The organism is Brevundimonas sp. (genome assembly GCF_965279155.1).
Lineage (GTDB): Bacteria > Pseudomonadota > Alphaproteobacteria > Caulobacterales > Caulobacteraceae > Brevundimonas.
The window spans coordinates 1,733,256-1,759,089 of record NZ_OZ257138.1 but is presented as its reverse complement, the minus strand read 5'-3'; the positions used below and the strand labels follow the sequence as shown (position 1 = coordinate 1,759,089).

The window sequence follows — 25,834 nt, the reverse complement described above, 5'->3', positions numbered from 1 at the left end:
CCCATGAGCACTGCCCCCGTCCCCCGCGAGTTCGATACTTTCGACGACGCCTTCGACGTCGATATGGAGTTCGCCGAACCCCTGGCCGAGGTTTCGCCCGACCAAACGCGGGCGCCGCTTCAGTTCACGGCCGCCCCGTCCGTTCCGCCAGCGCCCCAACCGCCAGCGCCCCAACCGCCAGCGCCCTTCGCGGTGGCGCCCGCCTATGTGCCCGAGGCCGCCGGATTCAACCCGGTCGGCGAAGTGGTGGCCCAGGCCGAGGCCAGCCTGATGGAGACGGGTCTGGATGTGACGGGCCTGGGGTCCACGGGTCTGGCCCCGTCCAGCAATATCGGCGAAGTGTCGGTGCCGCGCATCGCCATCCATGTCTTCGCCGAGCGCCAGGATACTTTGGCCGCCGCCGAGCGCGCGGCTCAGGATCGCCGCCTGTCGCGCGCCACGACCCAGATCCGCGTCGGCGGCGTGGCGGCTGCGGTCGAAACCTATCATCACGAACCCACGCCGCCGCTGATCATCGTCGAATGCCTGAAAGACCCCCAGACGCTGCTTTGGGAGGTCGATCAACTGGCCGAAGTCTGCGACGCGGGCACCAAGGTCGTGGTCATCGGCGCCACCAACGACATCATCCTGTTCCGCGAACTGATGCGTCGCGGCGTCAGCGAATATCTGGTCGCGCCGTTGCAGCCGCTGCAACTGATCGCGGCCATCGGCGGCCTGTTCAACGATCCGGCCCAGCCCTTCGTCGGGCGCACCATCGCCTTCGTCGGCGCACGGGGCGGGGCGGGGGCGTCGGCCGTGGCGCACAACACGGCCTATGCGATCTCCGAGCGGATCGGCGCCAATACCGTCATCGTGGATTATGACCTGCCGTTCGGCACCGCCGGCCTGGACTTCAACCAAGATCCGCTGAGCGGCGTCGCCGACGCCCTGGGCCAGCCCGACCGGCTGGACGCGACCCTGCTGGACCGAATGATGGTCCGCTGCACCGACAAGCTGAGCCTGTTCGCCGCGCCCGCCAGTCTGGACACGGACTGGGACATCTCGACCGAGGCGTTCGAGGAGGTCACGAACCAGATTCGCGCCACGGCGCCGTTCGTCGTGCTGGACTTGCCGCACCTGTGGTCGCCGTGGATGCGCCGCACCCTGATCAGCGCCGACGAGGTGGTGGTGGTGGCGACGCCCGATCTGGCGTCCCTGCGCAACGCCAAGAACATGATCGACCTGATCCGTCAGGGCCGGCCCAACGACGCGCCGCCGCGCCTGGTGCTGAACCAGGTCGGTGTGCCGGGTCGTCCCGAGATTCCGGCCAAGGACTTCGGCGCCGCCTTGGGGGTTCATCCCAGCCTGCTGATCCCGTTCGACGCCAAGACCTTCGGCGCAGCCGCCAACAACGGCCAGATGATCCTGGACGCCGGGGCCAAGACCAAGGCGGCCGAGGCCTTCCAGACCCTGGCCCAGATCGTGTCGCGTCGCGAACTGCCGATGATCGCGGGACCGAAGGGCAAGCCGGGCAAGCCAGTGAAGTCGGAAAAGGCGTCAAAGCCTGCCGACGGCGCGTCCAAGTCCCTGTTCGCCAATATGTTCAAGAAGCGCTGACGCATGTTCGGCAAGCGCACAGGCCAGCCCGGCGTCACGACGGCGCCGATGCGTCCGGCGCCTGCGCCGGCTGGCGAGCCTGTGTCCGTCTTCAAGGTCGACGCCGCCGCGCCCCCGCCGGGGATGGCCGCCCAGGCCCAAGCTCAGGCCAGGGCCGAGGCCTACGCCTTCGCCGACGAGGATCTGGAGCCGGCGGCGGAGGCTTTCGAGCGCGCCTCGGCGCCGACGCAGCCCGCGCCCGCCGACCGTCTCGACGCCCTGGCCTCGCGCCCCAAACCCAAGCCGGAAGCGCCGCGCCCCACCGGCAATGTCGCCGGAACCGGTCCCAAGGCCACGGCCGGTCTGGAACAGCTGAAGAAGGCCCAGGCGGTCGCCGAGATCGTCCGTGAACAGAGCGACTACTATCACGCCACGAAGACGACGATCTTCAACGCGCTGATGAACACCATCGACCTGGCCCAGCTGGCGCACCTGGACCAGAAGGCGGCGTCCGAGGAAATCCGCGACATCGTCGCCGAGTTGGTGGCGATCAAGAACGTCTCCATGTCGGTCGCCGAGCAGGAGCATCTGGTTCAGGACATCGTCAACGACGTCCTGGGCTATGGGCCGCTGGAGCCGCTGCTGGCGCGCGACGACATCGCCGACATCATGGTCAATGGCGCCGGGCGGGTCTTCATCGAAGTCGCCGGCAAGGTCCAGCTGACCAACGTCCGCTTTCGCGACAACACCCAGCTGATGAACATCTGCCAGCGGATCGTGTCGCAGGTCGGCCGCCGCGTGGACGAGAGCAGCCCCATCTGCGACGCCCGTCTGCCCGATGGGTCGCGCGTCAACGTCATCGCCCCGCCGCTGGCGATCGACGGTCCGACGCTGACGATCCGGAAGTTCAAGAAGGACAAGCTGACGATGAAGAACCTGGTGGAGTACGCCTCCATCAGTCCCGAAGGCGCGCGCGTCCTGGGCGTCATCGGCGCCTCGCGATGCAATCTGGTCATCTCGGGCGGCACCGGGTCGGGCAAGACGACCCTGCTCAACACCCTGACGGCCTTCATCGACCCGACCGAGCGCGTCATCACCTGCGAGGACGCCGCCGAACTGCAACTGCAGCAGCCGCACGTGGTGCGTCTGGAAACCCGCCCGCCAAACCTGGAAGGCCAGGGCACGATCACCATGCGTGATCTGGTCAAGAACTGCCTGCGGATGCGCCCCGAGCGGATCATCGTCGGCGAGGTGCGCGGCCCCGAGGCCTTCGACCTGTTGCAGGCCATGAACACCGGCCACGACGGCTCCATGGGCACGCTGCACGCCAACAGCCCCCGGGAAGCCATCAGCCGGATGGAATCCATGATCACCATGGGCGGATACGGTCTGCCCTCGCGCACGATCCGCGAGATGATCGTGGGCTCGGTCGACGTCATCATCCAGGCCGCCCGCCTGCGCGACGGGTCGCGTCGCATCACCCACATCACCGAGGTCGTTGGCCTGGAAGGCGACGTGATCGTGACCCAGGACCTGTTCGTCTACGACATCACCGGCGAGGACGAGAACGGCAAGATCATCGGCCGTCACCGTTCGACCGGCATCGCCCGTCCCCGCTTCTGGGACCGCGCCCGCTACTACGGGCTGGAGCGCGAGCTGGCCGACGCCCTGGACGCGGCGGAGTAGGACGATGCTGCCGATCCTCGCCGCCGTTCTGGCCTTCATCACCATCGGCGGCCTGGGCTGGGTCTTCGTCGGGGGCGACGATTCGTCGGCCCAGGCGGTCAAGCGCGCCCAGAGCCTGGGCGAGGCCAAGAAGAACCCCGCGATCGCCCGCAAGGCCGCCGCCGCCAATACGCCCGAGGCGCGCCGCAAGCAGATCCTGGTCCAGCTTCAGGAAGCGGATCGTCGCGAGCGCAAGGCGCGCACCACCCTGGCGTCACGTCTGAAACAGGCGGGCCTCAGCCTGAAAGTGACGACCTTCTACATCATCTCCGCCGTGGTCGGGGTGGTTGCGGCGCTGGTCGCCCTGGTGCTGGGCCTGCCGATCCTGGCGGTCCTGGGCGTCGCCGTGGTCTTCGGCCTGGGCCTGCCGCGCTGGGTCGTCGGCTTCCTGGCCAAGGGGCGGATGAAGAAGTTCTCGCTGGAGTTCCCCAACGCCGTCGATGTGATCGTGCGCGGCATCAAGTCGGGCCTGCCGGTCCACGAATGTTTCAAGATCATCGCTCGCGAAAGTCCTGCGCCCTTGGGGCCTGAGTTCCAGAAGCTGGTCGAGGGACTGGGCGTCGGCCTGACGCTGGAGCAGGCGCTGGAGAAGATGTTCGAGCGGATGCCGACGCCGGAACTGCGCTTCTTCACCATCGTCATCGCCATTCAGCAGAAGACCGGCGGCAACCTGGCCGAGGCGCTGGGCAACCTGTCGGGCGTGCTGCGCGCGCGGCGCATGATGGGCGAGAAGATCAAGGCCCTGTCGTCCGAGGCCCTGGCCTCGGCCGGCATCATCGCGTCCCTGCCGCCGGCGGTCATGACGATGGTCATGATGACGACGCCGTCCTACATGATGCCCCTGTTCACCGACTTCCGCGGCAACTTCATGCTGTTGATGGCGGTCTGCCTGATGGCGACCGGCATCTTCGTGATGAAGCGCATGATCTCGTTCAAGTTCTGAGACGGGGATCATGGAAAGCTTCATCCGCTTCATCACCGACCCGCAGAACCTGCTCAGCATCGGCGTGGGCGTGCTGGTCTTCGCCACCGTCCTGACCCTGATGTCATCGATGACCGGGGGCGTCGCGCTGGACAAGCGGATGAAGGCGGTCGCCGAACGGCGCGACGACCTGAAACGCCGTTCTCGCGCCAATATGGCCGCCGGCCAAGGCGCGCTGCGTCACACCGACGACGGGTTCAAGAAGCGGATCGTCGATCGGCTGAACCTGACCAAGCTGCTGGAGGACCCCAAGGTCGCCGGTCAGATGGCCCAGGCCGGCTATCGCGGGCCGCGCCCGCTGACGACCTTCTATTTCTTCCGCTTCGCCTCGCCCTTCGTCTTCATGATCGTGGCGGCCTTCTACATGTTCGTGATCAAGATCGTGGACTGGCCCACGATGAACAAGCTGACGCTGGTCATGGGTGCGGCGGTGGCGGGCTTCTATGCACCCAACCTCTATCTGAAGAACCGCATCACCAAGCGCCGCACCTCGATCATGCAGGCGTTTCCCGATGCGCTGGACCTGCTGCTGATCTGCGTCGAGGCGGGCATGTCCATCGAGGCGGCGATCACCAAGGTCAGCCAGGAAATGGGGCCGTCGTCGATCGACCTGGCCGAGGAGCTGTCGCTGCTGTCGGCCGAGCTTTCCTATCTGCCTGAACGTCGCATGGCCTATGAGAACCTGGGCAAGCGCACCAACCATCCGGGCGTGAAGTCGGTGGCCACCGCCATGACCCAGGCCGAGACCTATGGCACGCCGCTGGCGACGGCCTTGCGCGTCATGGCCAAGGAAAATCGCGATCTGCGTCTGTCCGCCGCCGAGAAGAAGGCCTCGGCCCTGCCGGCGCAGTTGACCGTGCCGATGATCCTGTTCTTCCTGCCGGTGCTGTTCATCGTCATCCTGGGGCCGGCGATCCTGAACGTCATCGATATGATGAAAGAGGGCGGTTAGGCGGCCTCCGCCGCCGCCTTCAGGCCTTCGACAATGGCTTCCTGGGCCTGGCGGATCGCCGGGCGATGCTTGTCGTGGAACAGTTCGCCACGCAGGCCCGAGAAGCGGATGCCCGCCGTCAGGATGCAGTTGCCGGGGCCCAGCTCCTCGATCTGGATGTAGCGCAGGCTCTGGAACAGGAAGCCGCGCCGTTCAGCCCAGACCAGACGCACGCGCGGCTGCCATTCGACGACTTGGGCCAGGGCCTGGCGCTCGGGCATGTCGGGCCAGGCCTCGTTCATCGTCAGGCGCCCGCCATAGGCGATGGCGCCTTCGACATCGGTGTCGACCGGGTTCCAGGCGCTCCAGCCTGACAGGTCGGCGACCAGGTCCCAGATCCGGTCCGAGGTCGCCTGAACGCCGACGCGTTTTTCGATACGAGTGTCATCCATGGTTTCGCTCTGGCACGGCTTGTCGCCGGAAGGAAGGCGCAACCGGCCGCTGTCTTCAGTCCGGTTCGACCAGCTTCAGCCGCCGCCCGTCGTCCAGCCCCAGCCGCGTCTTGACTTCGAACAGGTCGGCGCCGGCGGGAATGATCAGCAGCTTCTTGGGCTGGGCCGAGTTGACGGCGACCACCCCGCCCTTGGGGCAGATGTCGAAACAGTCGGCGCCGGTGACGATCAGTCCGCCCTTTCGCCCCTGCTTGCCCTTCTTGAGATGCAGGTATTTGCGCAGCGCCTTCTTCAGCGTCAGGTCGCCGCCGGGGCCGAAGCCGCCGTCCAGCTTCTTGGAGCATTTGCGGCACACCAGGACCACGTCCCGCCATTCCGTCTTCGCGGTCTTGAAGTCCTTCTCGGCCATGCCGACAGAAATCGCCGTTCGCGACGGCTTGCACAAGCGCTCGCGGCGCCGTCACCTGCGATCAGGCTTAAAATTTCACGGGACCTTCACATGCGCCGACTGTTCGCCGCCTCCACCCTGGCGCTGCTGCTCGCGGCCGGCGCTGCAAATGCCCAGACTGTCGATGCGGCCAGCGTGGACGCCGCCGTCCAGCGCGTGATGCCCGAGGTGACGGCCTGGCGTCGTGATTTCCACCAGCATCCCGAACTAGGCTTCGCCGAGACCCGTTCGGCCGGAGTGATCGCCGAACACCTGCGGTCCCTGGGTCTGGAGGTCCGCACCGGGGTCGGCAAGACCGGGGTCGTCGGCGTGCTGCGCGGCGCGCGGCCCGGGCGGGTCGTGGCCCTGCGCGCCGACATGGACGCCCTGCCGGTGCAGGAGGCGACGGGCCTGGACTTCGCGTCCACCGCCACCGGGACCTATATGGGCAATACGGTGCCCGTGGCCCACGCCTGCGGCCACGACATGCATATGGCCATGCTGATGGGGGCGGCCGAGGTGCTGGCCGGGACGAAGGACCGGATCGCCGGCACGGTGGTCTTCGTCTTTCAGCCGGCGGAGGAGGGCGCCCCTCCCGGCGAACCCAAGGGCGGCGCGGCTCTGATGATCGCCGAGGGCGCGCTGAACGATCCCAAGCCCGAGGCCATCTTCGGCCTGCACGTCGTGCCGGGCCGCCCGGGCAGCGTCTTCTATCGGCCCGAAGGCTTCATGGCCGCCTCGGACCGGGTCGATATCGTGCTGAAGGGCAAACAGACCCACGGCGCCTGGCCCTGGCGCGGGGTCGACGTGATCGCCGTGGCGGGTCAGGTGATCGAGACGGTCAACACCCTAACCGCCCGCACGGTCGATCCGACCACCACCCCGACCGTCTTCACCATCGCCACCCTGAACGCCGGAGTCCGCTACAACATCATCCCCGACAGCGCGACCCTGTCCGGCACCCTGCGCACCTTCGACACGGGCCAGCGCGACGCCCTGGTCACCCGCGCCGAGACCGCCATCGACCATGTCGCGGCGGCTTACGGCGCCACCGCCGAGTTCGGCGTCAAGCAAAACGCCGCCCTGGTCTTCAACGACCCCGGCCTGTCCGCCTGGCTGGCCCCCGTCCTTACCGAGGCGGCGGGCGAGGGCAACGTCAACCCCGCCACGCCCCCGACCACGGTTGCCGAGGACTTCAGCTATTTCCAGCAGGTCATCCCCGGCGTCTTCTACCACCTGGGCGCCAGCCCCGACGGCGTCGATCCCGCGACCTCGGCGCCCAACCACTCGCCGGAGTTCTCGCCGAACGAGAAGGTCTTGCCGCTCGGGGTGAAGACGCACGTCCTGACGGCGCTGCGGTTCCTGGAGCGGAACTAGGCGCTCCATTTTTCAGTCAGTAGGGGCACAAATCAATTCGAGAGCACATTGAACGTGGTATCGTTTAGCCTTGATATGATCGCTGTTGATGGTTCTCAACAGACGTTGTTATAACGACGGCCATTCGCCGATGGCCGGGAAGTTATTTTGCCGGGAGGTTATTTTGATCGACTTAATTTTTCTCTTCGCTCTCGCGATTGCGCCCGCCTCAACGCAACTTGTCCCCGCTGGTGATGCTGAGCTCGATGCATTCATTCAGCAGCGAGTTCGAGCACAGCAGGCGAGCCTTCCGCTTGACGCGGGGCAGGGATTTACGTTCACGAGATTAACTTACATCGATCGGGAGATGCACTATACTGTTGAAGTTTCTGGAATGGACGCTGAGGATCTCAAGATTAGCGTGCCGCAGATGATTTCTTCGAGTTGTGAGACGGCTAAGCCATTCGTTGAAAGAGGGGTGATTTATCGGTATAGCTATACCATACCTCAAACTGGCTACGTGGAGACATTAATCCTGAACAAGGAAATCTGCTCTTTCTAGCTAGTTGACGCACATGCATGCTACGGCTGAAGTCCGGTTGCGCCGCGAACGTAAGAATAAAATCTGTCCATCCATTACCAACATTTCGCAGATCGAAATGTTGGTAATGGGCCGATCAACGATCGATGTTTGACTGCTTACCTCACAACCGCTCGAACACCGTCTCGATCACCCGGCGATAGACGGCCGTCAGCGTCTCCAGCTCCGCCACCGGCACGCGTTCGTCGATCTGGTGCATGGTCTGGCCGACCAGGCCCAGCTCCAGCACCGGGCACAGGGCGCGGATGAAGCGGGCGTCGGAGGTGCCGCCGGTGGTCGAGGCCTCGGGGCGGCGACCGACGACGGCCTCGACCGCGTCCTGCACCGCCGCGACGAAGGCGCCCGGCTCGGTCAGGAAGGCCTCGCCCGAGCACAGGTGCTCCAGGCGGATCTGCAGCCCGGTCTCGGCCTGGATGGCGCCGGCCTCGCGGTTCAGCCAGTCGATCAGGGCGTCGCCGGTGTGGCTGGGGTTGAAGCGGATGTTCAGCCGCGCCCTGGCCTCGGCCGGGATGATGTTGGTCGCCGGATTGCCGATGTCGATGGTGGTGATTTCGAGGTTGGACGGGGGGAAACCCTCATAGCCGTCGTCCAGCGCATGGTCGTTCAGCCGCGCCATCAGTTTCGCGATCACCGGGGCGGGATTGGCCGCGCGCTCGGGATAGGCGACGTGGCCCTGTTTGCCCGTGACGGTGATCCAGGTGTTCAGCGAGCCGCGCCTACCCACCTTGATCATGTCGCCCAGATGCTGTGACGAGGACGGTTCGCCGACGACGCAGGCGTCGATGACCTCGCCCTCGGCCGCCAGGGTCTCGACCACCCGTTTGGTGCCATGCAGCGCCGGGCCTTCCTCGTCGCCGGTGATCAGGAAGGACAGGGAGCCTTCGGGCTCTCCATCCGCCAGCACCTGGGACACGGCGGCGACCCAGGCGGCGATCCCGCCCTTCATGTCCACGGCGCCCCGGCCGTACAGGACGCCGTCCTTGACCTCGGCGTTGAAGGGTTGCGACGACCATTGGTCCGAGGGGCCGGTCGGGACCACGTCCGTATGGCCGGCGAAACACAGGTTGGGCGAGGCGGTCCCGCGCCGCGCATACAGGTTCTCGATCCGCGCATGGACCCCTTCGCCTCCCGGCCCCTCGAAGGCCAGCCGGCGACAGGTGAAGCCCAGGGCCGTCAGATGCCGTTCCAGCACATCCATGGCCCCTTCGTCGGCGGGGGTGACGGACGGAATGCGGATCAGGTCGCGGGTCAGTTCGACAGGATCGATTACGGGAGTTGATGCGCGGCTCATGCGGCTATGCTTTAGGGAAAACGCGCCAAGGCGAGAAGGCCCATGCCCAAGATCGACATCGACAGCGCGCCGAGAGGCGACGGCACGACCTATCCCGAAGAGTTCGCCGACCCGTGCAAGCCGCGTCGCCGCTGGAAGCTGGGCGATGCAGCGGGGCTGAGCCAGTTCGGCGTCAACCTGCTGCGCCTGCCCGACGGCGCCTGGTCCAGCCAGCGGCATTGGCACGCGTCCGAGGACGAGTTCGTCATGGTGGTCGAGGGCGAGGTGGTCCTGATCGAGGAGGACGGCGAGACCATCCTGCGCGCCGGCGACTGCGCCGGGTTCAAGGCGGGCGTGCCGAATGGCCACAAGATCGAAAATCGATCCGGCCGCGAGGCGGTGCTGATTGAGGTCGGGACTCGCAGCCCCACGATCACGCCTTGCGACTATCCCGACATCGACATGGTGCTCCACGCGGGCGTCGACGGCTATTTCCACCGCGACGGCTCGCCCTATCCGAAACAGTCTCGAAGAACGTGACCACAGAATCCATAGCTGCCGGCCCCGCCGCCTCGCCCGTTGCTCCTGCTCCCCCTGAGGGGCCGTCCAGCCCGTGGGGGATCCGTGATTTTCGCCTGCTGTGGTTCGGGCGCGTGGTCGCCGTGCTGGCGATCCAGATCCAGTCCTCGGCCCTGTTGTGGCAGGTCTATGAGATCGCCAGGCGGGATCATCCGATCGAGGAGGCCAGCCTGTATCTGGGGCTGGTCGGCCTGTGTCAGTTCCTGCCGCTGCTAGCCTTTACACTGCCCGCCGGGGCCATGGCCGACCGGCGCGATCGCAAGCGCACGGTGTGGATTTCGATCCTGGTGGAGGCGGCCTGTGCGGGCTCCTTCCTGGCCATGGCGCTGCATGGAAACCCGCCGCTGTGGGGACTGCTGGCGGTCGCGGCCCTGTTCGGCGCGGCGCGAGCGTTTCTGGCGCCGGCCAGCCAGGCCTTCCTGCCGATGGTGGTCGGGCGCAAGGCTCTGCCGCCCGCCATCGCGGCCCAGTCCATCGCCTTCCAGACCGGGGCCATCGCCGGTCCGGCCCTGGGCGGAGTGATCGTGGGGGTCAATGTGCCCCTGGCCTATGCGGTGTCGCTGGGCATGTTCCTGCTGGCGGTCGCGGCCTTCATCCTGATCCGCACCAGCGGGAAGCCCGCGCCCCAGGCCAATCCCCTGTCGCCCATCGAGTCCGTCAAGGAGGGGCTGGCCTATGTCTACAAGACCAAGATCGTGCTGGGCGCCATTTCGCTGGACCTGATCGTGGTGTTGTTCGCCGGCGTGGCCCTGCTGACGCCGATCTTCGCGCGCGACATCCTCCATGTCGGGCCGCAAGGCTTCGGCCTGTTGCGGGCGTCGTTCGGGGTGGGGGCGATGGCCGTGGCCATCTATCTGAGCCGTTACCCCATCGTGCGGCACGGCGGTCGCTGGATGTTCGCGGCGGTGGCGGTGTTCGGAATCTGCACGATCACATTCGGCCTGTCCAAGATCGTCTGGATCAGCGCCCTGGCCCTGTTGATCGGCGGCGGAGCCGACATGATCAGCGTCAATATCCGCCAGACCCTGATCCAGCTGGCCACGCCCGACCATATGCGCGGCCGGGTGTCGTCGGTCTCCATGCTGTTCATCGGCGCCTCGAACGAACTGGGCGAGGCCTATTCGGGGGTCATGGTCCGGTTGCTGGGCGCGGTCGGGGCGGCGGTGTTCGGCGGGTTCGGGGCGCTGGCCGCGACCGGGGCCTGGGCGACGATGTTCCCAGGGCTCAGGAAGGCCGACAAGCTGACTTGAGCTTCTCCCTCCCCTTTATGGGGAGGGACGATCGCGTAGCGATCAGGGTGGGGCCCGAAGGGGCGCGAGCGAGGTCCTGACTGCCCCACCACGGCTGCGCTTCGCTGCGCCGCCCCTCCCCATGAAGGGGAGGGAGAAGTCACCACACCCTGAAATGCTTCGACAGCTTCAAGCCCTGGTTCTGATAGTGGCTGCCGCTTTCGCCATACAGGCGGCTGGGGCGTTCGGTCAGAGGTTCATAGACCAATCGGGCGACGATCTGGCCGTGTTCCAGCAGGAAGGGGGTGTCGTGGGTGCGGACTTCCAGCACACCTTTCGATCCCGCGCCGTGCGCCTCGTCGGTGCCGAAACCGGGGTCGAAGAAGCCGGCGTAGTGGACGCGGAACTCGCCCACCGACGGATCGATGGGGGTCATCTCGGCGGCCTGATCGACGGGGATCTCGACGGCGTCGGACGAGGCCAGAATGTAGAACTCGCCCGGATCCAGCAGCAGTTCGCCACGCCGCAGCGTCAGCGGCTCCCAGAAGTCGCGCGGGTCATGGCCGTCGATATGGTCCAGATCGACCACCCCGGCATGGCGCCGCCCACGGAAGCCGACGATGTCGCCGCCTTGCAGATCCACGCCGACCGACCGGGTCTCCAGCTTGGGCGGATCACCGGCCTTTAGCCGCAGTTGGTTCAGCCGGGTGCCGGGCCGGACCAGGATCGAGAAGGTCTGGGGCGCGACCTCCATATAGAGCGGCCCGTCATAGCCCTCGGCCACGTCGTCGAAACGGGCGCCCTGGTCGGTCAGCAGGCGCACGAAGACGTCCACGCGGCCGGTCGAGCTCTTGGGATTGGCGCGGGCGATCAGGCCCTTGGGCAGTTTCAGCCGCTCCTGCAGGCGCAGGATATAGACGCAGCCCTTTTCCAGCACGACACCGGCGGGCGTGATCTCGATGGCGTGCATGGCCACGTCGGCGATCCGCTCCTCGACCTTGCGATGGCCGGGCAGGAAGGAGGCGCGAACGCGCCAGGCCTGGTCCGACAGGCGCAGGTCCAGGCTGGCGGGCTGGACCTGGTCGTGATCGAATTCTGTGTCCGACGTGATGGCGCCCGTGGCGATCAGCGTCTCGATGGACTGGGCGGGCAGGATGCCGGGACGGGGCGCTTGGAAGGAGCTCATGGCGTCTGTCTCACACGGTTTTCACGACTTGTCTCCAAGTCGCGCTTGCAGCCCGCGCGCGGCGGGGCGAGCATATAGCCCATGCACGATGGTCCTGCCTATACCGCCGAATCGAACGGCATCCTGATCCGGGTCCGGCCCAGCTATCTGGCGGGTCAGTCGGATCCCGACGAAGGCCGCTGGGTCTGGGCCTATCAGATCGAGATCGTAAACCTGACCGGATCGACGGTGCAGCTGATGGCGCGCCGCTGGACCATCACCGACGGCCACGGCCATGTCGAAGAGGTGCGCGGCCCCGGCGTGGTCGGCGAACAGCCGGTGATCGAGCCGGGCGGCAGCTACGCCTACGCCTCGGGCTGTCCGCTGAGCACCGACAGCGGGTCGATGGTCGGCGCCTATTATATGACGGATGCGGAGGGCCGCAGTTTCGAGGCGCAGATTCCGGCCTTTTCGCTCGATACGCCCGACGCGCGGCGGGTGTTGAACTAGCTGTCGTCATTCTCCGGCGAGCGCAGCGAGACCGGGGAACCCAGCGGCGCGCGAGAGCGCGAACCTGTCGCGTACTTGCTTCCAACTAAGTGCGGCGGATGCATCGCCTTCGGCGCCGCTGGGTCCCCCGATCTGCGTCGCCAAGGGGCGACTTGTCGGAGGATGACGAAAGCGGAAAAAGCGGATGGGGCTGCGTCAACCCGGATGAACCGCAGCCCCGCCCCTGAAGTCTCGCCGGCCGCTTGCGCGAACCGGCGAGGGGGAAGTCGGCTCCCTAAAGAGCATCTGTGACGCGGAAATGACCCGCGCGAAGCGCGGCGCTCAAGCAGCGAGCGACCGCGTCGTGAGCGTAGCGCCCTTAGATGTAGCGACGCAGGCTGCGGGCCAGGTCGGAACCGCTTTCCTTGGAGCCGCGACGGACTTGCGGCTGGTAGGCGACGCGGGCGTGTTCGACGCAATAGACGCCTTCCGAGGAGCGGCGACCGCAGAAGCTGAACTCGCGCGACGACGGGTCGCCGATCGGCCATTTGCACATGTGCGCGCCCAGGGTCATCACCGTCGCGGTGCCCGGCAGGTCCGGGATCGGGGCGGGGACCGGGGCGGCGGCCTGGACCGGCTTGGGCTGGACGGCCTCAAGACGGCGCGGGGCCGAGGGTTGGGCCGGGGCGGCCGGCGCCGGGCGCGGACGGGCGGTGCGGAAGGTCGCGGCGACGGTGCGCGCCGGCTGCGACGGCGCGGCCCGGCCCGACAGGCCCAGGCGGTGCACCTTGCCGATCACGGCGTTGCGGGTGACCCCGCCGCCCAATTGTTTGGCGATCTGGCTCGCGGACTGGCCCTCAAGCCAGAGCTTCTTCAGCGCGCCTACGCGGTCGTCGGTCCAGCCTGCGGTCATGCCACCCTCCAGCGAGTTTGGATTCAATATCTAGGTCCAGGCTCCCCCTCCGGGGTCTTGACCTACAACTAATCGTAAACCAGCCGTTAAGAGACGCAAGATGTGCGAATCAATCGTCCACAGAAACCAGATATTGAATCATCGTTAAGGTTAAGGCGGATTGGTGAGGGGTGACGCGTGAATCGTGAGTCAGGCGACTGCGTAGAGACCGTCACGATTCACCAATCACCCGTCACCCCGGCCTTGCGAAGCGAGGCCGTCGAGCGCATCTGGCGGGCCATGACCGAGACCCCCGATCTGATTTCCACCCGCCCCGCCGGTTTGCCGCAGCCGCGTCGCTATCCGGGGGTCAACTGGATCGGGGTGCAGACGCTGTATCTGCGCGAGGTGCGGCGCTTCTGGAAGGTGGGCGCCCAGACGGTGGCGGCGCCGGTGGTGACGACGCTGCTCTATATGCTGGTCTTCGTGGTGGCGCTTCAGAACGCGCGGCCGCCGCTGCACGGCACGCCGTTTGCGTTGTTCGTCGCGCCCGGCCTGATCATGATGGCCATGTTGAACAACGCCTTCGCCAATGCCTCGTCCAGCCTGATCCAGGCCAAGATCATGGGCACGGCCACCGACTTCCTGACCCCGCCGCTCAGTCCGCTGGAGCTGACGCTGGGCTTCACCCTGGGCGCCGCGACGCGGGGCCTGGCGGTTGGTCTGGTGACGGCGATCTGCGTCCTGCCGTTCGCGCCGCTGGGGATCGCCAATATCTTCGCCATCGTCTGGTTCGCCTTGGCCGCCTGTTTCGTCATGGGGATGACGGGCGTGCTGGCGGGGTTGTGGAGCGAGAAGTTCGACCATCTGTCGGCGGTCCAGAACTTCATCGTCATGCCCATGACCTTCCTGTCGGGCACTTTCTATCTGGTCGAGAACCTGCCTGAGCCGTTCCGCTCGCTCAGCCGCTACAACCCCTTCTTCTATCTGATCGACGGCTTCCGTTACGGCTTCATCGGCCATGCTGAGAGCAATCTGACGGTCGGGGTCGTCGGTTCGGCCGTGCTGATGGTCGTCATGGGCGTCGTCTGCTGGCTGGTGTTCCGCTCGGGGTGGCGCCTTAAGAGCTAGATCGCTACCTTTTGAGGATCGCTCCCCCGAGAGGTCCGCCATGCTGTTCCGTTCGCTCGTCGCCGCCACGGCGCTGTTCGCCGCCGTCCCTGCGTTTGCCCAGGAGGCGACGCCCCAGGCCGGCGATCGCCCCGACATCGCCGCCGGCGCCGCCCAGTTCGTCAAGCCCACCAACGCCGAACGGACCCAGGTCCTGGTCGGCATGCTGACCACGCTGGGCTTCACGCCCGAGATCCAGGTCTTCGCCGGCGGCAACCAGGCCACCGGCCCGATGGAGGGCGCGAATGTCGTCGTTACGGTCGGCGAGGGCGCCAAGGACATCGTCCTGACCGCCCACTATGACGCGGTGAAGCTGCGCGACGGCACGCTGTCGCAAGGCATCGTCGACAATGTCGGCTCGGTCATGGCGATGATGGAGGCGGCCAAGACGCTGGAGATGGGCCTGGAGGGCCAGCCTGTCGCCCACCGTTTCGTCTTCGTCTTCACCGACCAGGAAGAGCTGGGCCTGTTGGGCGCCAAGGCCTTCCTGGAAAAACACGGCAAGGACCGGATCGCCGCCGTCATCAACGCCGACGTCGCCGCCTATGGCCAGACGGTGATGTACGGCGAGAACAACGGCCCGCAATCGGGCTTCGTGCTGGAGACGCTGCGCAGCCTGTGCGCCGAGCGCGGCTTCGACTGCATGCCCTATCCGGTCTATCCGCCCAGCGACGACCGCGCCTTCTCGGCGGCCGGCGTTCCGGTGGTGTCGATGGGCACCCAGGACGCGGTCGGCGCCCACCAGATGTGGCTGGCCTTCAACGGCGGCGAGAACAACGGCCTGAAGGAAGGCTTCGTGCCGCCGGTGTTCCAGCGCATCCACTCAACTGAGGACAGGCTGTCGTATCTGAAGGGCGTCGATGTCGCCCGTTTCGGCCTGTTCATCGCCGACCTGGGTCTGGCCCTGGACAAGCGCCTGGTCGAAATCCAGGCCAAGGACGCCGCCGTCGCCGCCGAGACCGCCCCTGCCGCCCCGGCGCCGGTCCCCAGCGCTCAGTGACCATCGTCGTCGAGGAGGTTCAGCCCACGGCGCATGAGCTGCGGCCGTTGAGGAAGGGTTGGGGCCGGCTTCATTGGGTGATGAACCTGCCGCTGTGGGTCGGCTTCATCGGGTTCGGCCTGTTTGGTCTCGCCGCCCTGAAGTCGAGCGACAACGCCTTTCCGCCGCTGCTGCTGATCGTCTCATTGCTGGCGACCTATCTGGCCTGGGCCTTGAGCGTCAAACTGGTCGCCTGCGTGATTGCGCGCGTGGAAAAACGGGCGCCTGTCGGAAAGCCGGTGTGGCGTTGGACTCTGGACGACCGGGGCCTGACCCAGGAGGCGTCTTTGCAGTCCAGCTTCTATGACTGGCGGGCCATCAAGGATGTGCGGGTCGAGGCTGATCGGTTCGTCTTCCTGATTCTGCCCGGCTTCAACCCTGTCCTCCCGCGCCGGCTGCTCGACGCCGATCAGGTCCGCGCTCTGGAGAACCTGATCGCAACGCGGACGTTCGCCCGATGATCAATGTCGTGGAAGTTCGTGGCGTCCAGCCGACGCCCAAGGAAGGTCGGGCCGCGCTCCGGGCGTGGCCGAGCATCCGTCGCTGGGCGACCCTGCCGATGCTGTTCTTCGTCGTCGTGGTGTTGGCGACCATGGGGCTGAGCCTCAATGTGCGCTCGGATATGCTGGTGTGGATATTCGTGCTTCAGATGGTGGGCCTGTATGGGTTCGTGGGCCTGACCGCCCTGGCGCATCACAAGGTCATGGCGATGAGCCGGGCGCTTCCGATTGCACGCCGGCCGGTCGATTGGCGCATCGATGGACAGGGTATCGCCGTCGCAGGCGCGGACTTCGAAAGTCGTGTCGGGTGGCGCAGTCTGGTCGCGGTGGTGGAGGAAAAGGATCGGCTGGTCTTCGCCCTGACGCCGAACAGCAACTTCATCCTGCCGCTGCGGGTTCTGGATGCGGATCAGATCGCCGCCGTTCGCGCCATCGTCGCCGACGTGCGGGCGAAAGGCGTGCTCGGCGCCGGTGTTGACTAACACCGTCACTAATCCGACAACGCCTGTCCGTATCAATCCGGCTCCGTCGCGCTCGCGGCGGGGCCGTATCGCTTTTGGAGGTCTTGGTCCGTGTCCACTGAACATCTGATGGGTGTCTACAATCGCGCGCCGCTGGAAGTGGAACGCGGCCGAGGCGCGCGTCTGTGGGCGACCGACGGGACCGAATATCTCGACTGCGTCGCCGGCATCTCGACCAACGGCCTGGGCCACGCCCACCCCGAACTGGTCCAGGCGGTCAAGGACCAGGCCGAGAAGCTGTGGCACGTGTCCAACATCTTCCGCATTCCGGGCCAGGAAGCCCTGGCCGACGCGCTGTGCGAGTCGAGCTTCGCCGACGTGGTCTTCTTCACCAACTCGGGCACGGAAGCCGTCGAGTGCGCGCTGAAGACGGCGCGCAAATATCACTCCGCCAACGGCGCGCCCGAGCGGATCGACATCTATGGCTTCGACGGCTCGTTCCACGGCCGGACCTATGGCGCGATCAACGCCGCCGCCAACCCCAGCTATACCGAGGGTTTCGGCCCGCCGATGCAGGGCTTCCACCAGCTGAAGTGGGGCGACCATGACGCCATCAAGGCCGCCATCGCCAACCCCACGACCGCCGCCATCATCGTCGAGCCGGTCCAGGGCGAAGGCGGTTGCCGCGCCATGCCGGACCAGTGCCTGCGTGGCCTGCGCGACCTGTGCGACGAACACGGCGTCCTGATCATCTTCGACGAGGTCCAGTGCGGCATGGGCCGGACCGGCAAGCTGTGGGCCCATGAATGGGCCGGCATGGCGCCCGACATCATGGCGGTGGCCAAGGCCCTGGGCGGCGGCTTCCCCATCGGCGCCTGCCTGGCGTCGGCCAAGGCGGCCTCGGGCATGACGGTGGGCGTCCACGGCTCGACCTTCGGCGGCAACCCGCTGGCCATGGCTGTCGGTCAAAAGGCGCTGAGCCTGATCAACAGCCCCGAGATCCTGAACAACGTCAACGAGATCGCCGGCTATCTGAAACAGCAGTTCGTGGGCCTGCAGGAACGCTTTCCCGACGTAATCGCCGACGTGCGCGGCAAGGGCCTGCTGATCGGCATCAAGCTGGTGCCGAACAATCGCGAGTTCATGGCCCTGGCGCGCGATACGCAACAGCTGCTGATCGCCGGCGGCGGCGACAACTGCGTGCGCCTGCTGCCGCCGCTGAACCTGACGCTGGACGAGGCCCGCGAGGCCATCGCCCGGTTCGAAGGCGCCTGTGAGGTCGCGCGCGAGAAGCTGGCGGCGTGAGCTTCCCTCTCCCATTGGGAGAGGGCTTGAGCCTCGCAGAGCGTAGCGATGCGCTAAGGCGAAAGGGTGAGGGTCGTACCTCGCCGGCCAAGACTGAACCCTCACCCTTTCGCGCAAGTCCGAGCGCCTGCGGCTCTCGGGCGCTCAAGCCCTCTCCCAATGGGAGAGGGTGGAGGATGCCATGACCCGCCACTTCCTCGACATCCACCGGCTCGACGCCGCCGACCTGCGCGCCATTCTGGACGACGCCCATGCCCGCAAGGCCGCCCGCAAGGGTTGGCCCCAGGGTCGCGCTGACGCCGATGCGCCGGGCGAGGACCGCGTCCTGGCCATGATCTTCGAGAAGAACTCGACCCGCACCCGCTTCAGCTTCGACGCGGCCATTCGCCAGCTGGGCGGGTCTTCGATCATCGCCACCGCCGCCGACATGCAGCTGGGGCGCGGCGAGCCGGTCGAGGACACGGCCCGCGTCCTGTCGCGCATGGTCGATGCGGTGATGATCCGCGCCAATGACCACGAGGATGTCGAGCGCTTCGCCCGCGTCTCGACCGTGCCGGTGATCAACGGCCTGACCGACCGCAGCCACCCGTGCCAGATCCTGGCCGACCTGCAGACGATCGAGGAACATTCCGGCCCCATCGCCGGCAAGACGATCGCCTGGATCGGCGACGGCAACAACGTCTGCCACAGCTTCATGCACGCGGCGCCCAAGTTCGGCTTCCACCTGAACGTCGCCTGCCCGGCGGAATACCATCCCGACCTGCGCGACCTGGCCAAGGGCGCGAACGCCGTCACCCTGACCAGCGACCCGCGCGAGGCGGTCAAGGGCGCCGATGTCGTCGTCACCGACACCTGGGTCTCGATGGGCGATCAGGATTACGAGGCGCGTCTGGCGGCCTTCGAATCCTATTCGGTGGACGAGGCCCTGATGGCCCTGGCCGATCCCGACGCGGTCTTCCTGCACTGCTTGCCCGCGCACCGCGGTGAAGAAGTCACCGACGCCGTCATCGACGGACCGCGTTCCCTGGTCTGGGACGAGGCCGAAAACCGCATCCACGCCCAGAAGGCCGTTCTGGCCTGGTGCTTTGCCGGCTGAACGAAAAAGGGCGGACCCGATCGGGTCCGCCCTTTCTGACTGAATGGCGTCGGTCGCCTACAGCTTCACGTCCGACACGCCGCCGACGTCGGGCGTCGACTTGGTGAGGTTGGCCTTGAGGACTTCGTAGCCGAAGCCCAGCGCGCCCTTGTCGGACACCCAGACGCGGCCGTCGTTGGCGTTGAACCGGATCAGGGTCAGGTGCGGGTCGTCCTTGCCGTCCGGATACCAGGCGGCGACGACGGGGTTCCAGTATTTGTCGATCCGGGTACGGTCCTGGTCGATGGCCAGGCGGCCGTGGATGCAGGCCTGAACCTTGCCGTCCTTGGCCTGATAGCAGAACATGCCGTCCTGGCCGCCGCCGGCCACGTCACGGGCGAAGTCGGTGTCGTCGCGGGTGAAGAACCAGATCGTCCCGGTCTCGTCCTCGCCATAGCCGGTCATGGGCTGATGGTGATAGCCGGGCTTGTCCAGGCCCAGCATGCCGGTATTGGACTCCTTCAGGCTCTTCCAGAATTCCTTTTCCGCCTCGGCGGCGGTCAGCTTGTCAGTCATGCAGCATCTCCTTGAGTGAGCTGCAGGATCAACAGACCGGCCGGGTTCGGGTTCCTAAAGCTAAGCTCCGGGAATCCACGGCGCGCGTTCGGCGCCGAACAAGGTCGCCAGATGGATCAGCAGCAGCATGGCGATGGCCGCGGACCCGACCATCAGAAACCGCCACGGCATCATGCGCGGTCCCTTGAGAGGATCGGGCGGACGCGCTCCGCGCCAGCCGGTGAAGACCATGACGGCCAGGGCCAGGGCCAGGAAAATGAGGGTTGTCGTCAGGCTCATGCGCCGCACGTGGCGAAGCCCGCGCCGCTTGGCAAGCGAACCCTTGCCGGGAGGTTAATCTTCACACCGCGTTAACCGAGATGATTCACTAATCCCGGCGTCTGGAGGGGTGTCCACAGGATTGAGAGACCGCCGCTAGATATTGCGGTTAACCATCAGTTTACACCCTCGATATTGACGGTATAGCCTGCGTCGTATGGGTCGGGAGCCGAATCAGTGAGCGCTGCAGCGCCGTGGAGCGTTAAGGGAATCGATCCCAAGGCCCGTGAGGTCGCAAAGGACCTTGCGCGTCGTTCCGGCATGACGCTGGGCGAATGGCTCAACTCCATGATCATGGAGGACGAGGAGGAGGGTTACGCCACCCTGCCGCGTCGGTCCCAAGCGTCCGAATACGAACGCCGCAACCGCAGCCGCCGTCTCGACGACGCCTATGATGTCGCCGAGGACAACGGGCATCGGATCAGCGCCTCCATCGATGTGATCGCCGCACGTCTGGAAGCCGCAGAGCGCCGCTCGACCGTCGCCATTCAGGGCGTGGATCAGGCGGTCTCCGGCCTGATGCGTCGCCTCGACGGCCAGTATGTCGAGGCTCAGGGCGCCGCGCGCCGTATCGACGACATCGCCGAGGAACTGCGCGAGGGCCATCGCCGCCTGCGCGCCTTCGAACGCGACACCGGCCCGCTGACTCAGGAAGCGTTCGGCAAGGTCGAGGCCTCGCTGGGCGCCCTGACCGGTCGTCTGTACGACATAGAGGAACGCCAGCGTCTGGGCGTCAACGATCTGCGCGAGCGGATGGAGGCGGTCGAAAAGGCCGCCGGCCCCGGCGTCGGCACGGAAATGCTGGCCCAGGTCGGCGCGCGTCTGGACGAGGCCCAGAACCGCACGACCGAAGCGCTGAAGACGCTGGAACGCTCGTTCGCCGAGCTGGATCAGCGGATGCGGTCGGCCGAAAGTCGGGTCGAGCCAGAAAGCGCGCGCGATCTCGCCCGGTTCGAAAAGCTGGCCGAAAGCCTGTCGCGCCAGATCGAGAACAATCGCGCCGAAATGATGCAGCGTCTCGACGCCGCCGAGACCGGCGCGCGCATCGACCGCATCGAACGCGCCGTTCAGGCCGTCGGCGATCAGATCAAGACGTCCGAGCAGAAGGGCGCCGTGGGCCTGGAAGCCATGGGGCGCGAAGTCCTGCGCATCGCCCGCAACCTGAACGCCCGCGTCCAGAAGGTCGAAACCGACAGCGACGGTCGCACCGACGCCGTCGCCCGCGCCGTCACCGAGGCCGTCGGCCAGACCATCGAGACCGAGGTCGCGCGTCGCGCCGGTCGCCTGGATCAGGAGTTTGCGCGTCACGTCGACCGCGTCGATCAGCGCCTGACCGCCAGCGACGATCGCCATGCCATTGCGCTGGAGAAGCTGGGCGGCGAGATCACCCGCATCTCGGACCAGCTGAGCGACCGCATCGCCCAGTCGGAGCGCCGCTCTCAGCAGGCGCTGGAAGACATCGGCCGGCGCCTGTCGGAAAGCTCGGACAAGATCGAGCAACGCTACGACCGCGCCTCGGGCGAACTGGCCGAGCGGATGCGGATGAGCGAGGAGCGCACCGCCCGTCTGCTGGCCGAGGCCCGCGACAGCATCGACGCGCGCGGCCCGACGCCGATCCGCGACAAGCCGCTGGACAGTGAGCCGTCCTGGACCCCGTCGCGCCCTGTTCTGGAACGCGCTGCGCCGGCAACGATTCAGGCGCCGATCCAGTCCACATCCGTCGATGGCGACTGGCGCGCCGCCGCCTTCCCCGACGAGACCTTCACCGACCAGGACGCCTGGTCCAGCGATCCGGTCACGCCCGAAGTCGCCGCAGCCTCGCCTTTCCCCTCGACCAACTTCGCCGAGCCTGAAGCCGACACGGTCACGGCCGATGCGGACGAAACGCCGGCGCGCCAGGTCGATCCCGACGGCGTCGAACCCATCATCCAGCCCTTCAGCGGCTTCGGCGGCGCCGATGTCGAGGATGCACTGGAAGCGACCTCGCCCGGCTTCTCGACCGAGAAGCGCGACGCCCCCGTTCTGGACGCCGACGACGACGACGATTTCGGCGGCGAGACCGAGTTCGTCGATCCGCGCCAGCTTCGCGCCACCATGGGCGCCGCGGCCGCCGCCGGTCGCGCCTCGGCGACCCGCAGCACCATCGACGCCGCCCGCGCCGCCATCACGACGCCGCCCGAGCCGGAACCGGCCCCGCGTTCGGGCTTCGGCCTAAAGCGCGGCGGCAAGTCCAAGCTGCAGGAACGGCTGGACAAGCAGGCGGCCAAGGACGGCTCGACCGTCAAGAAGACCTTCCTGGCCTCGGTCACGGCGGTCGCCCTGACCGGCGGCGTCTATGGCTATCTGTCCCTGACCGACGGCGGCGCGCCCGACTTCGACCTGCCGAGCTTCGGCGGGGCTCCCGCCGCTGGCCCCGCCATGCCTTTGGCCGCCTCGGCCGTGACTCCGACCGGCGTGCGGCCGACCTTCGATCTCGCCGGTCCCGGCGCGGCCGACTACGAAACGGCTATCGGCAAGCTTGAGGCCGGCGACAGCACGGGCCTGGACGGCATGAAGCGCGCCGCCAACCTGGGTTACGCCCCAGCCCAGACCTATCTGGGTCAGCTGTATCTGGACGGCGCCAACGGCGTTCCCGCCGACCCGGCGCTGAGCCGTCAGTGGGGCCGTCGTGCGGCCGAGGGCGGCGATCCGCGCGGGATGCATCTCTATGGGATGCAACTGTATGAAGGCGACGGCGGCGCGACCAATCAGGCCGAGGCCCTGACCTGGCTGCTCAACGCCGCCGAGCGCGGCCTGCCGGACAGCCAGTACAATGTCGCGCGCATCTACGAGACCGGCGCCGACGGCGTGGCCAAGAATCCGACCGAAGCCCTGAAGTGGTACATGATCGCCGCGCGCGGCGGCGACTCCGAGGCCCAAACCGCCGTGACGCGCCTGCGTCCGACGGCCAGCGCCACCGCCCAGCGCGCCGCCCGCACCGCCGCAGACGCCTTTGTCGCCCAGACCCAACCCGCTTCGCAGGCGACGGGCTAGATTCACGCGCGACGGGCGGCTATCGGTCGCCCGTGTCGTCACGACCTCGTCCCCGCCTGACGGCGATCCTTTAACCGCTTCAGCCGAAGGCGCGTCCTTTGGACATCTATCTGCCGATCGCCGAGGTTTCGGTGAACTGGCCGACCCTGGTGATCCTGGGGGCGGTGGTCGGGTTCGTGTCCGGCCTGTTCGGCATCGGCGGCGGCTTTCTGATGGCGCCGATCCTGGTCTTCCTGGGCATCCCCCCGACCGTCGCCGTCGCCAGCCAGGCCAGCCACGTCGTCGCCTCCTCGACCTCCGGCGTCATCCGCTATGCGGGCGCGGGCGCGGTCGATTTCAAGATGGGTTCGGTCATGGCCGCCGGCGGCGCGGTCGGCGCCCTGGCGGGGGTCGAGCTGTTTCGATATCTGCGTCTGCTGGGCCAGGCCGACCTGGTCGTCGCCGTCTCCTATCTCGTCTTCCTGGGCGCCATCGGCGTTCTGATGCTGAACGAGAGCCTGACCGAGATCCTGCGCCGTCGTCGGGGCCTGCCCGCGCCGCACAAGCAGCGCCGGCGGCCGATGTGGCTGTATGGCCTGCCGCTGAAGATGAAGTTCCCCAAGTCGGGTCTGTACATCAGCGCCCTGCCGCCGTTCGGCCTGGGCGTCTTCGCCGGGGTCCTGTCGGCCATCATGGGGGTGGGCGGCGGCTTCATCCTGGTGCCGGCCATGCTGTATATCTTGCGGATGCGGGCGGGCGCCGTGGTGGGGACCAGCCTGTTCCAGATCATCATCACCACCGCCATCACCACCATCCTCCAGGCCGGCCGCAACCAGACAGTCGACATCGTCCTGTCCACCATCCTGCTGCTGGGCGGCGTGGTCGGCGCCCAGGTCGGCGCGCGGTTCGCCGGTCGGTTCCGCGCCGAGGAGCTGCGGGCGGCGCTGGGGCTGATCGTGCTGCTGGTCGGGATCCAGATGGGACTGGACCTGTTCGTGCGACCCAACGACATCTTCATGATCGCGCCGGGGATCGCGGACTGATGCAGGCGCTTCCTCCCCCACCGCCAGCGATCACAGCGCCGGCTCCGGCCCCGGATCGGTCCGAAGCGACGACGAGCGACCTGCGCGTCGCCGCCGCCCTGACGGACGCCCAGGTTCGGGTCGATTCCAGCTTCACGGGCGCGTCCATTGTTCTGTATGGCGCGGTGTTCAATCCGACGTCCGAGCCGGCCGATGTCGTCGTGGTGGTGCGGGGGCCGGACGCGCCGATCCGCCTGGTCAAGAAGACCCGCACCTCGGGCGTCTGGCTGAACAGCCGGCCCGTGCTGTTCGAAGGCGCGCCCGGCTTCTACATGACCGCCTCCACCCGCCCGCTCAGCGACATCGCCGACTTCGGCCAGTTGCGGCGCCTCGGTGTGGGGGTCGATCACCTGCGCATCGACGCGCCGGAGGAAAGCCGCACCGTCACCCGCTATGGCGTGCGCGACGTGGTCGTCAGCCGGCTGGGCGACGACTATCTGGACTGGCGCCGCGCCGTGATCCGTCTGAAGGAGGCCGCCGCCCTCTACGACACCGATTCTCAGGGTGTAGAGTTCGTCGACCGGGGCCTGTTCCGCGCCGAGGTCGAACTGCCCACCGTCGCCCCGACCGGCAAATACTACGCCGAGGTCTGGCTGTTCCAGAACGGCGAGCCGCAGTCGGTGTCGAACCTGACGCTGACGGTCGAGAAGGTCGGGCTGGAGCGCGACATCTACGAGTTCGCCCACCGTCGTCCGTGGCTGTACGGCGTTTTGTGCGTCGTGCTGGCCGCCCTGACCGGCTACGGCGCCTCGCGCATCTTCAGCCGCCGAAGCTGAAGCCCAGTTCGGCGCGCAGGGCCTCGGCCGTCACTCCGCCCGCCCGCAGTTCCGCAAGAGTGACCGAGCGATCCCGCTTAGCGTAGCGCCGCCCGTCCGGTCCCGCCAGCAGCTGGTGATGACGATAGGTCGGCGCGGGCCAGCCCATCAGCGTCTGGATCAGACGCTGCACATGGGTCGCCTCGAACAGGTCCTGTCCCCGGATCACATGGCTCACGCCCTGCAGCGCGTCGTCGTGCGTCACGGCCAGATGATAGGCGACGCCCGTATCCTTGCGGGCCAGCACCAAGTCGCCCGCCGCCTCGGGATCGACGGCGACGACGCCGGTCTCGCCGTTCGGACCCTCGCCCTCCTCGACAAAGCTCAGGCCGGTCCAAACCGCATCGCCCAGCGCCTCGCGCGCCCGATCCAGCGACAGCCGCCAGGCGAACGGCGCACCCGAAGCCAGCAGTCGCGCCTCTTCCTGTGCCGGATGCGGGCCGGGCCGCACCGCCTCCATCGCCCCGTGCGGCGCGTCGCCGATGGCGTTCAGGATGTCCTTGCGCGTGCGGAAACACCGATAGAGCAGCCCGCGCTCTCTCAGGTCTTCGATCACGGCGGCGTAGTCGTCCAGATGATCCGATTGGCGCCGCACCGGCGTCTCCCAGTCCAGACCCAGCCAGGCCAGATCCTCCAGTATCGCCGCCTCGTAGTCCGGCCTGCACCGCGTCGGATCGATATCCTCGATCCGCAGCAGAAACCGCCCGCCCGCCGCCTTCGCCACGGACCAGGCGGTCAGGGCCGAGAACGCATGGCCCCTGTGCAGGCGGCCGGTGGGCGAGGGGGCGAAGCGGGTGACGAACACGGC

General features: G+C 67.2%; 26 protein-coding genes. 18 read left to right on the top strand and 8 right to left on the bottom strand.

Annotated features, from left to right (window positions below):
- Window positions 1-3 precede the first annotated feature (3 nt).
- The 4 genes from ACQY72_RS08400 to ACQY72_RS08385 are packed head-to-tail and all read left to right on the top strand — an operon-like array spanning window position 4 to window position 5,234.
- Window positions 4-1,596: an AAA family ATPase gene (locus ACQY72_RS08400; RefSeq protein WP_428152966.1), complete on the top strand. Its 1,593-nt coding sequence runs from the start codon at window positions 4-6 to the stop codon at window positions 1,594-1,596.
- 3 nt (window positions 1,597-1,599) lie between these two features.
- Window positions 1,600-3,261, top strand: a complete 1,662-nt coding sequence (locus ACQY72_RS08395) for a CpaF family protein (RefSeq protein WP_372692316.1) — start codon at window positions 1,600-1,602, stop codon at window positions 3,259-3,261.
- Window positions 3,262-3,265: 4 nt separating this feature from the next.
- On the top strand, window positions 3,266-4,243 hold the full coding sequence (locus tag ACQY72_RS08390) for a type II secretion system F family protein (RefSeq protein WP_372692318.1): 978 nt from the start codon (window positions 3,266-3,268) through the stop codon (window positions 4,241-4,243).
- A 10-nt stretch (window positions 4,244-4,253) separates the two neighbouring features.
- Window positions 4,254-5,234, top strand: coding sequence for a type II secretion system F family protein (locus ACQY72_RS08385; protein ID WP_428152965.1), 981 nt, complete (start codon window positions 4,254-4,256; stop codon window positions 5,232-5,234).
- Here the strand turns inward: ACQY72_RS08385 and ACQY72_RS08380 are convergent.
- Together ACQY72_RS08380 and ACQY72_RS08375 are read right to left on the bottom strand one after the other, a co-directional pair.
- Window positions 5,231-5,665, bottom strand: coding sequence for an SRPBCC family protein (locus ACQY72_RS08380; protein WP_428152964.1), 435 nt, complete (start codon window positions 5,663-5,665; stop codon window positions 5,231-5,233). The two genes, ACQY72_RS08385 and ACQY72_RS08380, sit on opposite strands and share 4 nt — an antisense overlap.
- Window positions 5,666-5,720: 55 nt before the next feature.
- On the bottom strand, window positions 5,721-6,074 hold the full coding sequence (locus ACQY72_RS08375; protein ID WP_426022286.1) for a hypothetical protein: 354 nt from the start codon (window positions 6,072-6,074) through the stop codon (window positions 5,721-5,723).
- A 90-nt stretch (window positions 6,075-6,164) separates the two neighbouring features.
- Between ACQY72_RS08375 and ACQY72_RS08370 the strand changes: the two genes are divergently transcribed.
- Both ACQY72_RS08370 and ACQY72_RS08365 read left to right on the top strand, forming a co-directional pair.
- Window positions 6,165-7,469 (top strand): amidohydrolase, encoded by a 1,305-nt coding sequence (locus tag ACQY72_RS08370; protein ID WP_428152962.1) that lies wholly within the window; start codon window positions 6,165-6,167, stop codon window positions 7,467-7,469.
- 85 nt (window positions 7,470-7,554) lie between these two features.
- Window positions 7,555-8,010, top strand: coding sequence for a hypothetical protein (locus tag ACQY72_RS08365; protein WP_428152961.1), 456 nt, complete (start codon window positions 7,555-7,557; stop codon window positions 8,008-8,010).
- A 142-nt stretch (window positions 8,011-8,152) separates the two neighbouring features.
- On the opposite strand, the gene dapE is transcribed toward ACQY72_RS08365, so the two are convergent.
- The gene (gene dapE / locus ACQY72_RS08360) at window positions 8,153-9,340 is read right to left on the bottom strand and encodes a succinyl-diaminopimelate desuccinylase (RefSeq protein WP_428152959.1); all 1,188 of its coding nucleotides are present in this window, start codon (window positions 9,338-9,340) and stop codon (window positions 8,153-8,155) included.
- 42 nt (window positions 9,341-9,382) lie between these two features.
- On the opposite strand from dapE, the gene ACQY72_RS08355 reads away from it, so the two are divergent.
- Together ACQY72_RS08355 and ACQY72_RS08350 are read left to right on the top strand one after the other, a co-directional pair.
- Complete coding sequence (locus ACQY72_RS08355) at window positions 9,383-9,859, top strand: cupin domain-containing protein (protein ID WP_428152958.1); 477 nt, start codon at window positions 9,383-9,385, stop codon at window positions 9,857-9,859.
- The gene (locus ACQY72_RS08350) at window positions 9,856-11,148 is read left to right on the top strand and encodes an MFS transporter (protein ID WP_428152956.1); all 1,293 of its coding nucleotides are present in this window, start codon (window positions 9,856-9,858) and stop codon (window positions 11,146-11,148) included. Before ACQY72_RS08355 ends, ACQY72_RS08350 begins: the two co-directional genes overlap by 4 nt.
- Window positions 11,149-11,287: 139 nt before the next feature.
- Here the strand turns inward: ACQY72_RS08350 and ACQY72_RS08345 are convergent, their stop codons facing one another.
- Window positions 11,288-12,313 carry a 2'-deoxycytidine 5'-triphosphate deaminase gene (locus ACQY72_RS08345; protein WP_428152955.1) on the bottom strand — a complete coding sequence of 342 codons (1,026 nt, stop codon included), beginning with the start codon at window positions 12,311-12,313 and terminating at the stop codon, window positions 11,288-11,290.
- A gap of 81 nt (window positions 12,314-12,394) precedes the next feature.
- Here ACQY72_RS08345 and apaG point away from each other — a divergent pair, with 81 nt between their 5' ends.
- The gene (gene apaG, locus ACQY72_RS08340; protein WP_428152954.1) at window positions 12,395-12,802 is read left to right on the top strand and encodes a Co2+/Mg2+ efflux protein ApaG; all 408 of its coding nucleotides are present in this window, start codon (window positions 12,395-12,397) and stop codon (window positions 12,800-12,802) included.
- Window positions 12,803-13,160: 358 nt separating this feature from the next.
- Here the strand turns inward: apaG and ACQY72_RS08335 are convergent, their stop codons facing one another.
- Window positions 13,161-13,694: a GcrA family cell cycle regulator gene (locus tag ACQY72_RS08335; RefSeq protein ID WP_159848688.1), complete on the bottom strand. Its 534-nt coding sequence runs from the start codon at window positions 13,692-13,694 to the stop codon at window positions 13,161-13,163.
- Window positions 13,695-13,973: 279 nt separating this feature from the next.
- On the opposite strand from ACQY72_RS08335, the gene ACQY72_RS08330 reads away from it, so the two are divergent.
- The 6 genes from ACQY72_RS08330 (at window position 13,974) to argF (ending at window position 19,244) form a co-directional block, all read left to right on the top strand.
- Complete coding sequence (locus tag ACQY72_RS08330) at window positions 13,974-14,804, top strand: ABC transporter permease (protein WP_428156690.1); 831 nt, start codon at window positions 13,974-13,976, stop codon at window positions 14,802-14,804.
- Between the two features lie 40 nt (window positions 14,805-14,844).
- Window positions 14,845-15,843, top strand: a complete 999-nt coding sequence (locus ACQY72_RS08325) for a M28 family metallopeptidase (RefSeq protein ID WP_428152953.1) — start codon at window positions 14,845-14,847, stop codon at window positions 15,841-15,843.
- Window positions 15,840-16,343 carry a YcxB family protein gene (locus tag ACQY72_RS08320; RefSeq protein ID WP_428152951.1) on the top strand — a complete coding sequence of 168 codons (504 nt, stop codon included), beginning with the start codon at window positions 15,840-15,842 and terminating at the stop codon, window positions 16,341-16,343. Before ACQY72_RS08325 ends, ACQY72_RS08320 begins: the two co-directional genes overlap by 4 nt.
- Window positions 16,340-16,864, top strand: a complete 525-nt coding sequence (locus ACQY72_RS08315) for a YcxB family protein (RefSeq protein WP_428152949.1) — start codon at window positions 16,340-16,342, stop codon at window positions 16,862-16,864. Before ACQY72_RS08320 ends, ACQY72_RS08315 begins: the two co-directional genes overlap by 4 nt.
- A 90-nt stretch (window positions 16,865-16,954) precedes the next feature.
- Window positions 16,955-18,148: an aspartate aminotransferase family protein gene (locus ACQY72_RS08310; RefSeq protein ID WP_428152948.1), complete on the top strand. Its 1,194-nt coding sequence runs from the start codon at window positions 16,955-16,957 to the stop codon at window positions 18,146-18,148.
- Window positions 18,149-18,329: 181 nt separating this feature from the next.
- Window positions 18,330-19,244, top strand: a complete 915-nt coding sequence (gene argF / locus ACQY72_RS08305; RefSeq protein ID WP_428152946.1) for an ornithine carbamoyltransferase — start codon at window positions 18,330-18,332, stop codon at window positions 19,242-19,244.
- 57 nt (window positions 19,245-19,301) lie between these two features.
- Here argF and ACQY72_RS08300 read toward each other — a convergent pair whose 3' ends face one another.
- Both ACQY72_RS08300 and ACQY72_RS08295 read right to left on the bottom strand, forming a co-directional pair.
- Window positions 19,302-19,799, bottom strand: coding sequence for a pyridoxamine 5'-phosphate oxidase family protein (locus ACQY72_RS08300; RefSeq protein WP_428152945.1), 498 nt, complete (start codon window positions 19,797-19,799; stop codon window positions 19,302-19,304).
- Between the two features lie 60 nt (window positions 19,800-19,859).
- Complete coding sequence (locus tag ACQY72_RS08295) at window positions 19,860-20,078, bottom strand: hypothetical protein (protein ID WP_409719058.1); 219 nt, start codon at window positions 20,076-20,078, stop codon at window positions 19,860-19,862.
- Between the two features lie 216 nt (window positions 20,079-20,294).
- On the opposite strand from ACQY72_RS08295, the gene ACQY72_RS08290 reads away from it, so the two are divergent.
- The 3 genes from ACQY72_RS08290 (at window position 20,295) to ACQY72_RS08280 (ending at window position 24,987) form a co-directional block, all read left to right on the top strand.
- Entirely contained in the window at window positions 20,295-23,150 is a 2,856-nt protein-coding gene (locus tag ACQY72_RS08290) for an SEL1-like repeat protein (RefSeq protein WP_428152943.1), read from the top strand.
- A 98-nt stretch (window positions 23,151-23,248) separates the two neighbouring features.
- Window positions 23,249-24,172, top strand: a complete 924-nt coding sequence (locus ACQY72_RS08285) for a sulfite exporter TauE/SafE family protein (protein WP_135193904.1) — start codon at window positions 23,249-23,251, stop codon at window positions 24,170-24,172.
- Window positions 24,172-24,987: a TIGR02186 family protein gene (locus tag ACQY72_RS08280; RefSeq protein WP_428152941.1), complete on the top strand. Its 816-nt coding sequence runs from the start codon at window positions 24,172-24,174 to the stop codon at window positions 24,985-24,987. Before ACQY72_RS08285 ends, ACQY72_RS08280 begins: the two co-directional genes overlap by 1 nt.
- Here the strand turns inward: ACQY72_RS08280 and gluQRS are convergent.
- The gene (gene gluQRS, locus ACQY72_RS08275) at window positions 24,971-25,831 is read right to left on the bottom strand and encodes a tRNA glutamyl-Q(34) synthetase GluQRS (RefSeq protein WP_428152940.1); all 861 of its coding nucleotides are present in this window, start codon (window positions 25,829-25,831) and stop codon (window positions 24,971-24,973) included. The two genes, ACQY72_RS08280 and gluQRS, sit on opposite strands and share 17 nt — an antisense overlap.
- Window positions 25,832-25,834 lie beyond the last annotated feature (3 nt).

Excerpts from the sequence above, each read along its gene's own strand:
- ACQY72_RS08400 (WP_428152966.1), top strand. The coding sequence starts at position 4 with ATGAGCACTGCCCCCGTCCCCCGCGAGTTCGATACTTTCGACGACGCC.
- ACQY72_RS08395 (WP_372692316.1), top strand. The coding sequence starts at position 1,600 with ATGTTCGGCAAGCGCACAGGCCAGCCCGGCGTCACGACGGCGCCGATG.
- ACQY72_RS08390 (WP_372692318.1), top strand. The coding sequence starts at position 3,266 with ATGCTGCCGATCCTCGCCGCCGTTCTGGCCTTCATCACCATCGGCGGC.
- ACQY72_RS08385 (WP_428152965.1), top strand. The coding sequence starts at position 4,254 with ATGGAAAGCTTCATCCGCTTCATCACCGACCCGCAGAACCTGCTCAGC.
- ACQY72_RS08380 (WP_428152964.1), bottom strand. The coding sequence starts at position 5,665 with ATGGATGACACTCGTATCGAAAAACGCGTCGGCGTTCAGGCGACCTCG.
- ACQY72_RS08375 (WP_426022286.1), bottom strand. The coding sequence starts at position 6,074 with ATGGCCGAGAAGGACTTCAAGACCGCGAAGACGGAATGGCGGGACGTG.
- ACQY72_RS08370 (WP_428152962.1), top strand. The coding sequence starts at position 6,165 with ATGCGCCGACTGTTCGCCGCCTCCACCCTGGCGCTGCTGCTCGCGGCC.
- dapE (WP_428152959.1), bottom strand. The coding sequence starts at position 9,340 with ATGAGCCGCGCATCAACTCCCGTAATCGATCCTGTCGAACTGACCCGC.
- ACQY72_RS08355 (WP_428152958.1), top strand. The coding sequence starts at position 9,383 with ATGCCCAAGATCGACATCGACAGCGCGCCGAGAGGCGACGGCACGACC.
- ACQY72_RS08345 (WP_428152955.1), bottom strand. The coding sequence starts at position 12,313 with ATGAGCTCCTTCCAAGCGCCCCGTCCCGGCATCCTGCCCGCCCAGTCC.
- apaG (WP_428152954.1), top strand. The coding sequence starts at position 12,395 with ATGCACGATGGTCCTGCCTATACCGCCGAATCGAACGGCATCCTGATC.
- ACQY72_RS08335 (WP_159848688.1), bottom strand. The coding sequence starts at position 13,694 with ATGACCGCAGGCTGGACCGACGACCGCGTAGGCGCGCTGAAGAAGCTC.
- ACQY72_RS08330 (WP_428156690.1), top strand. The coding sequence starts at position 13,974 with ATGACCGAGACCCCCGATCTGATTTCCACCCGCCCCGCCGGTTTGCCG.
- ACQY72_RS08325 (WP_428152953.1), top strand. The coding sequence starts at position 14,845 with ATGCTGTTCCGTTCGCTCGTCGCCGCCACGGCGCTGTTCGCCGCCGTC.
- ACQY72_RS08315 (WP_428152949.1), top strand. The coding sequence starts at position 16,340 with ATGATCAATGTCGTGGAAGTTCGTGGCGTCCAGCCGACGCCCAAGGAA.
- argF (WP_428152946.1), top strand. The coding sequence starts at position 18,330 with ATGACCCGCCACTTCCTCGACATCCACCGGCTCGACGCCGCCGACCTG.
- ACQY72_RS08300 (WP_428152945.1), bottom strand. The coding sequence starts at position 19,799 with ATGACTGACAAGCTGACCGCCGCCGAGGCGGAAAAGGAATTCTGGAAG.
- ACQY72_RS08295 (WP_409719058.1), bottom strand. The coding sequence starts at position 20,078 with ATGAGCCTGACGACAACCCTCATTTTCCTGGCCCTGGCCCTGGCCGTC.
- ACQY72_RS08280 (WP_428152941.1), top strand. The coding sequence starts at position 24,172 with ATGCAGGCGCTTCCTCCCCCACCGCCAGCGATCACAGCGCCGGCTCCG.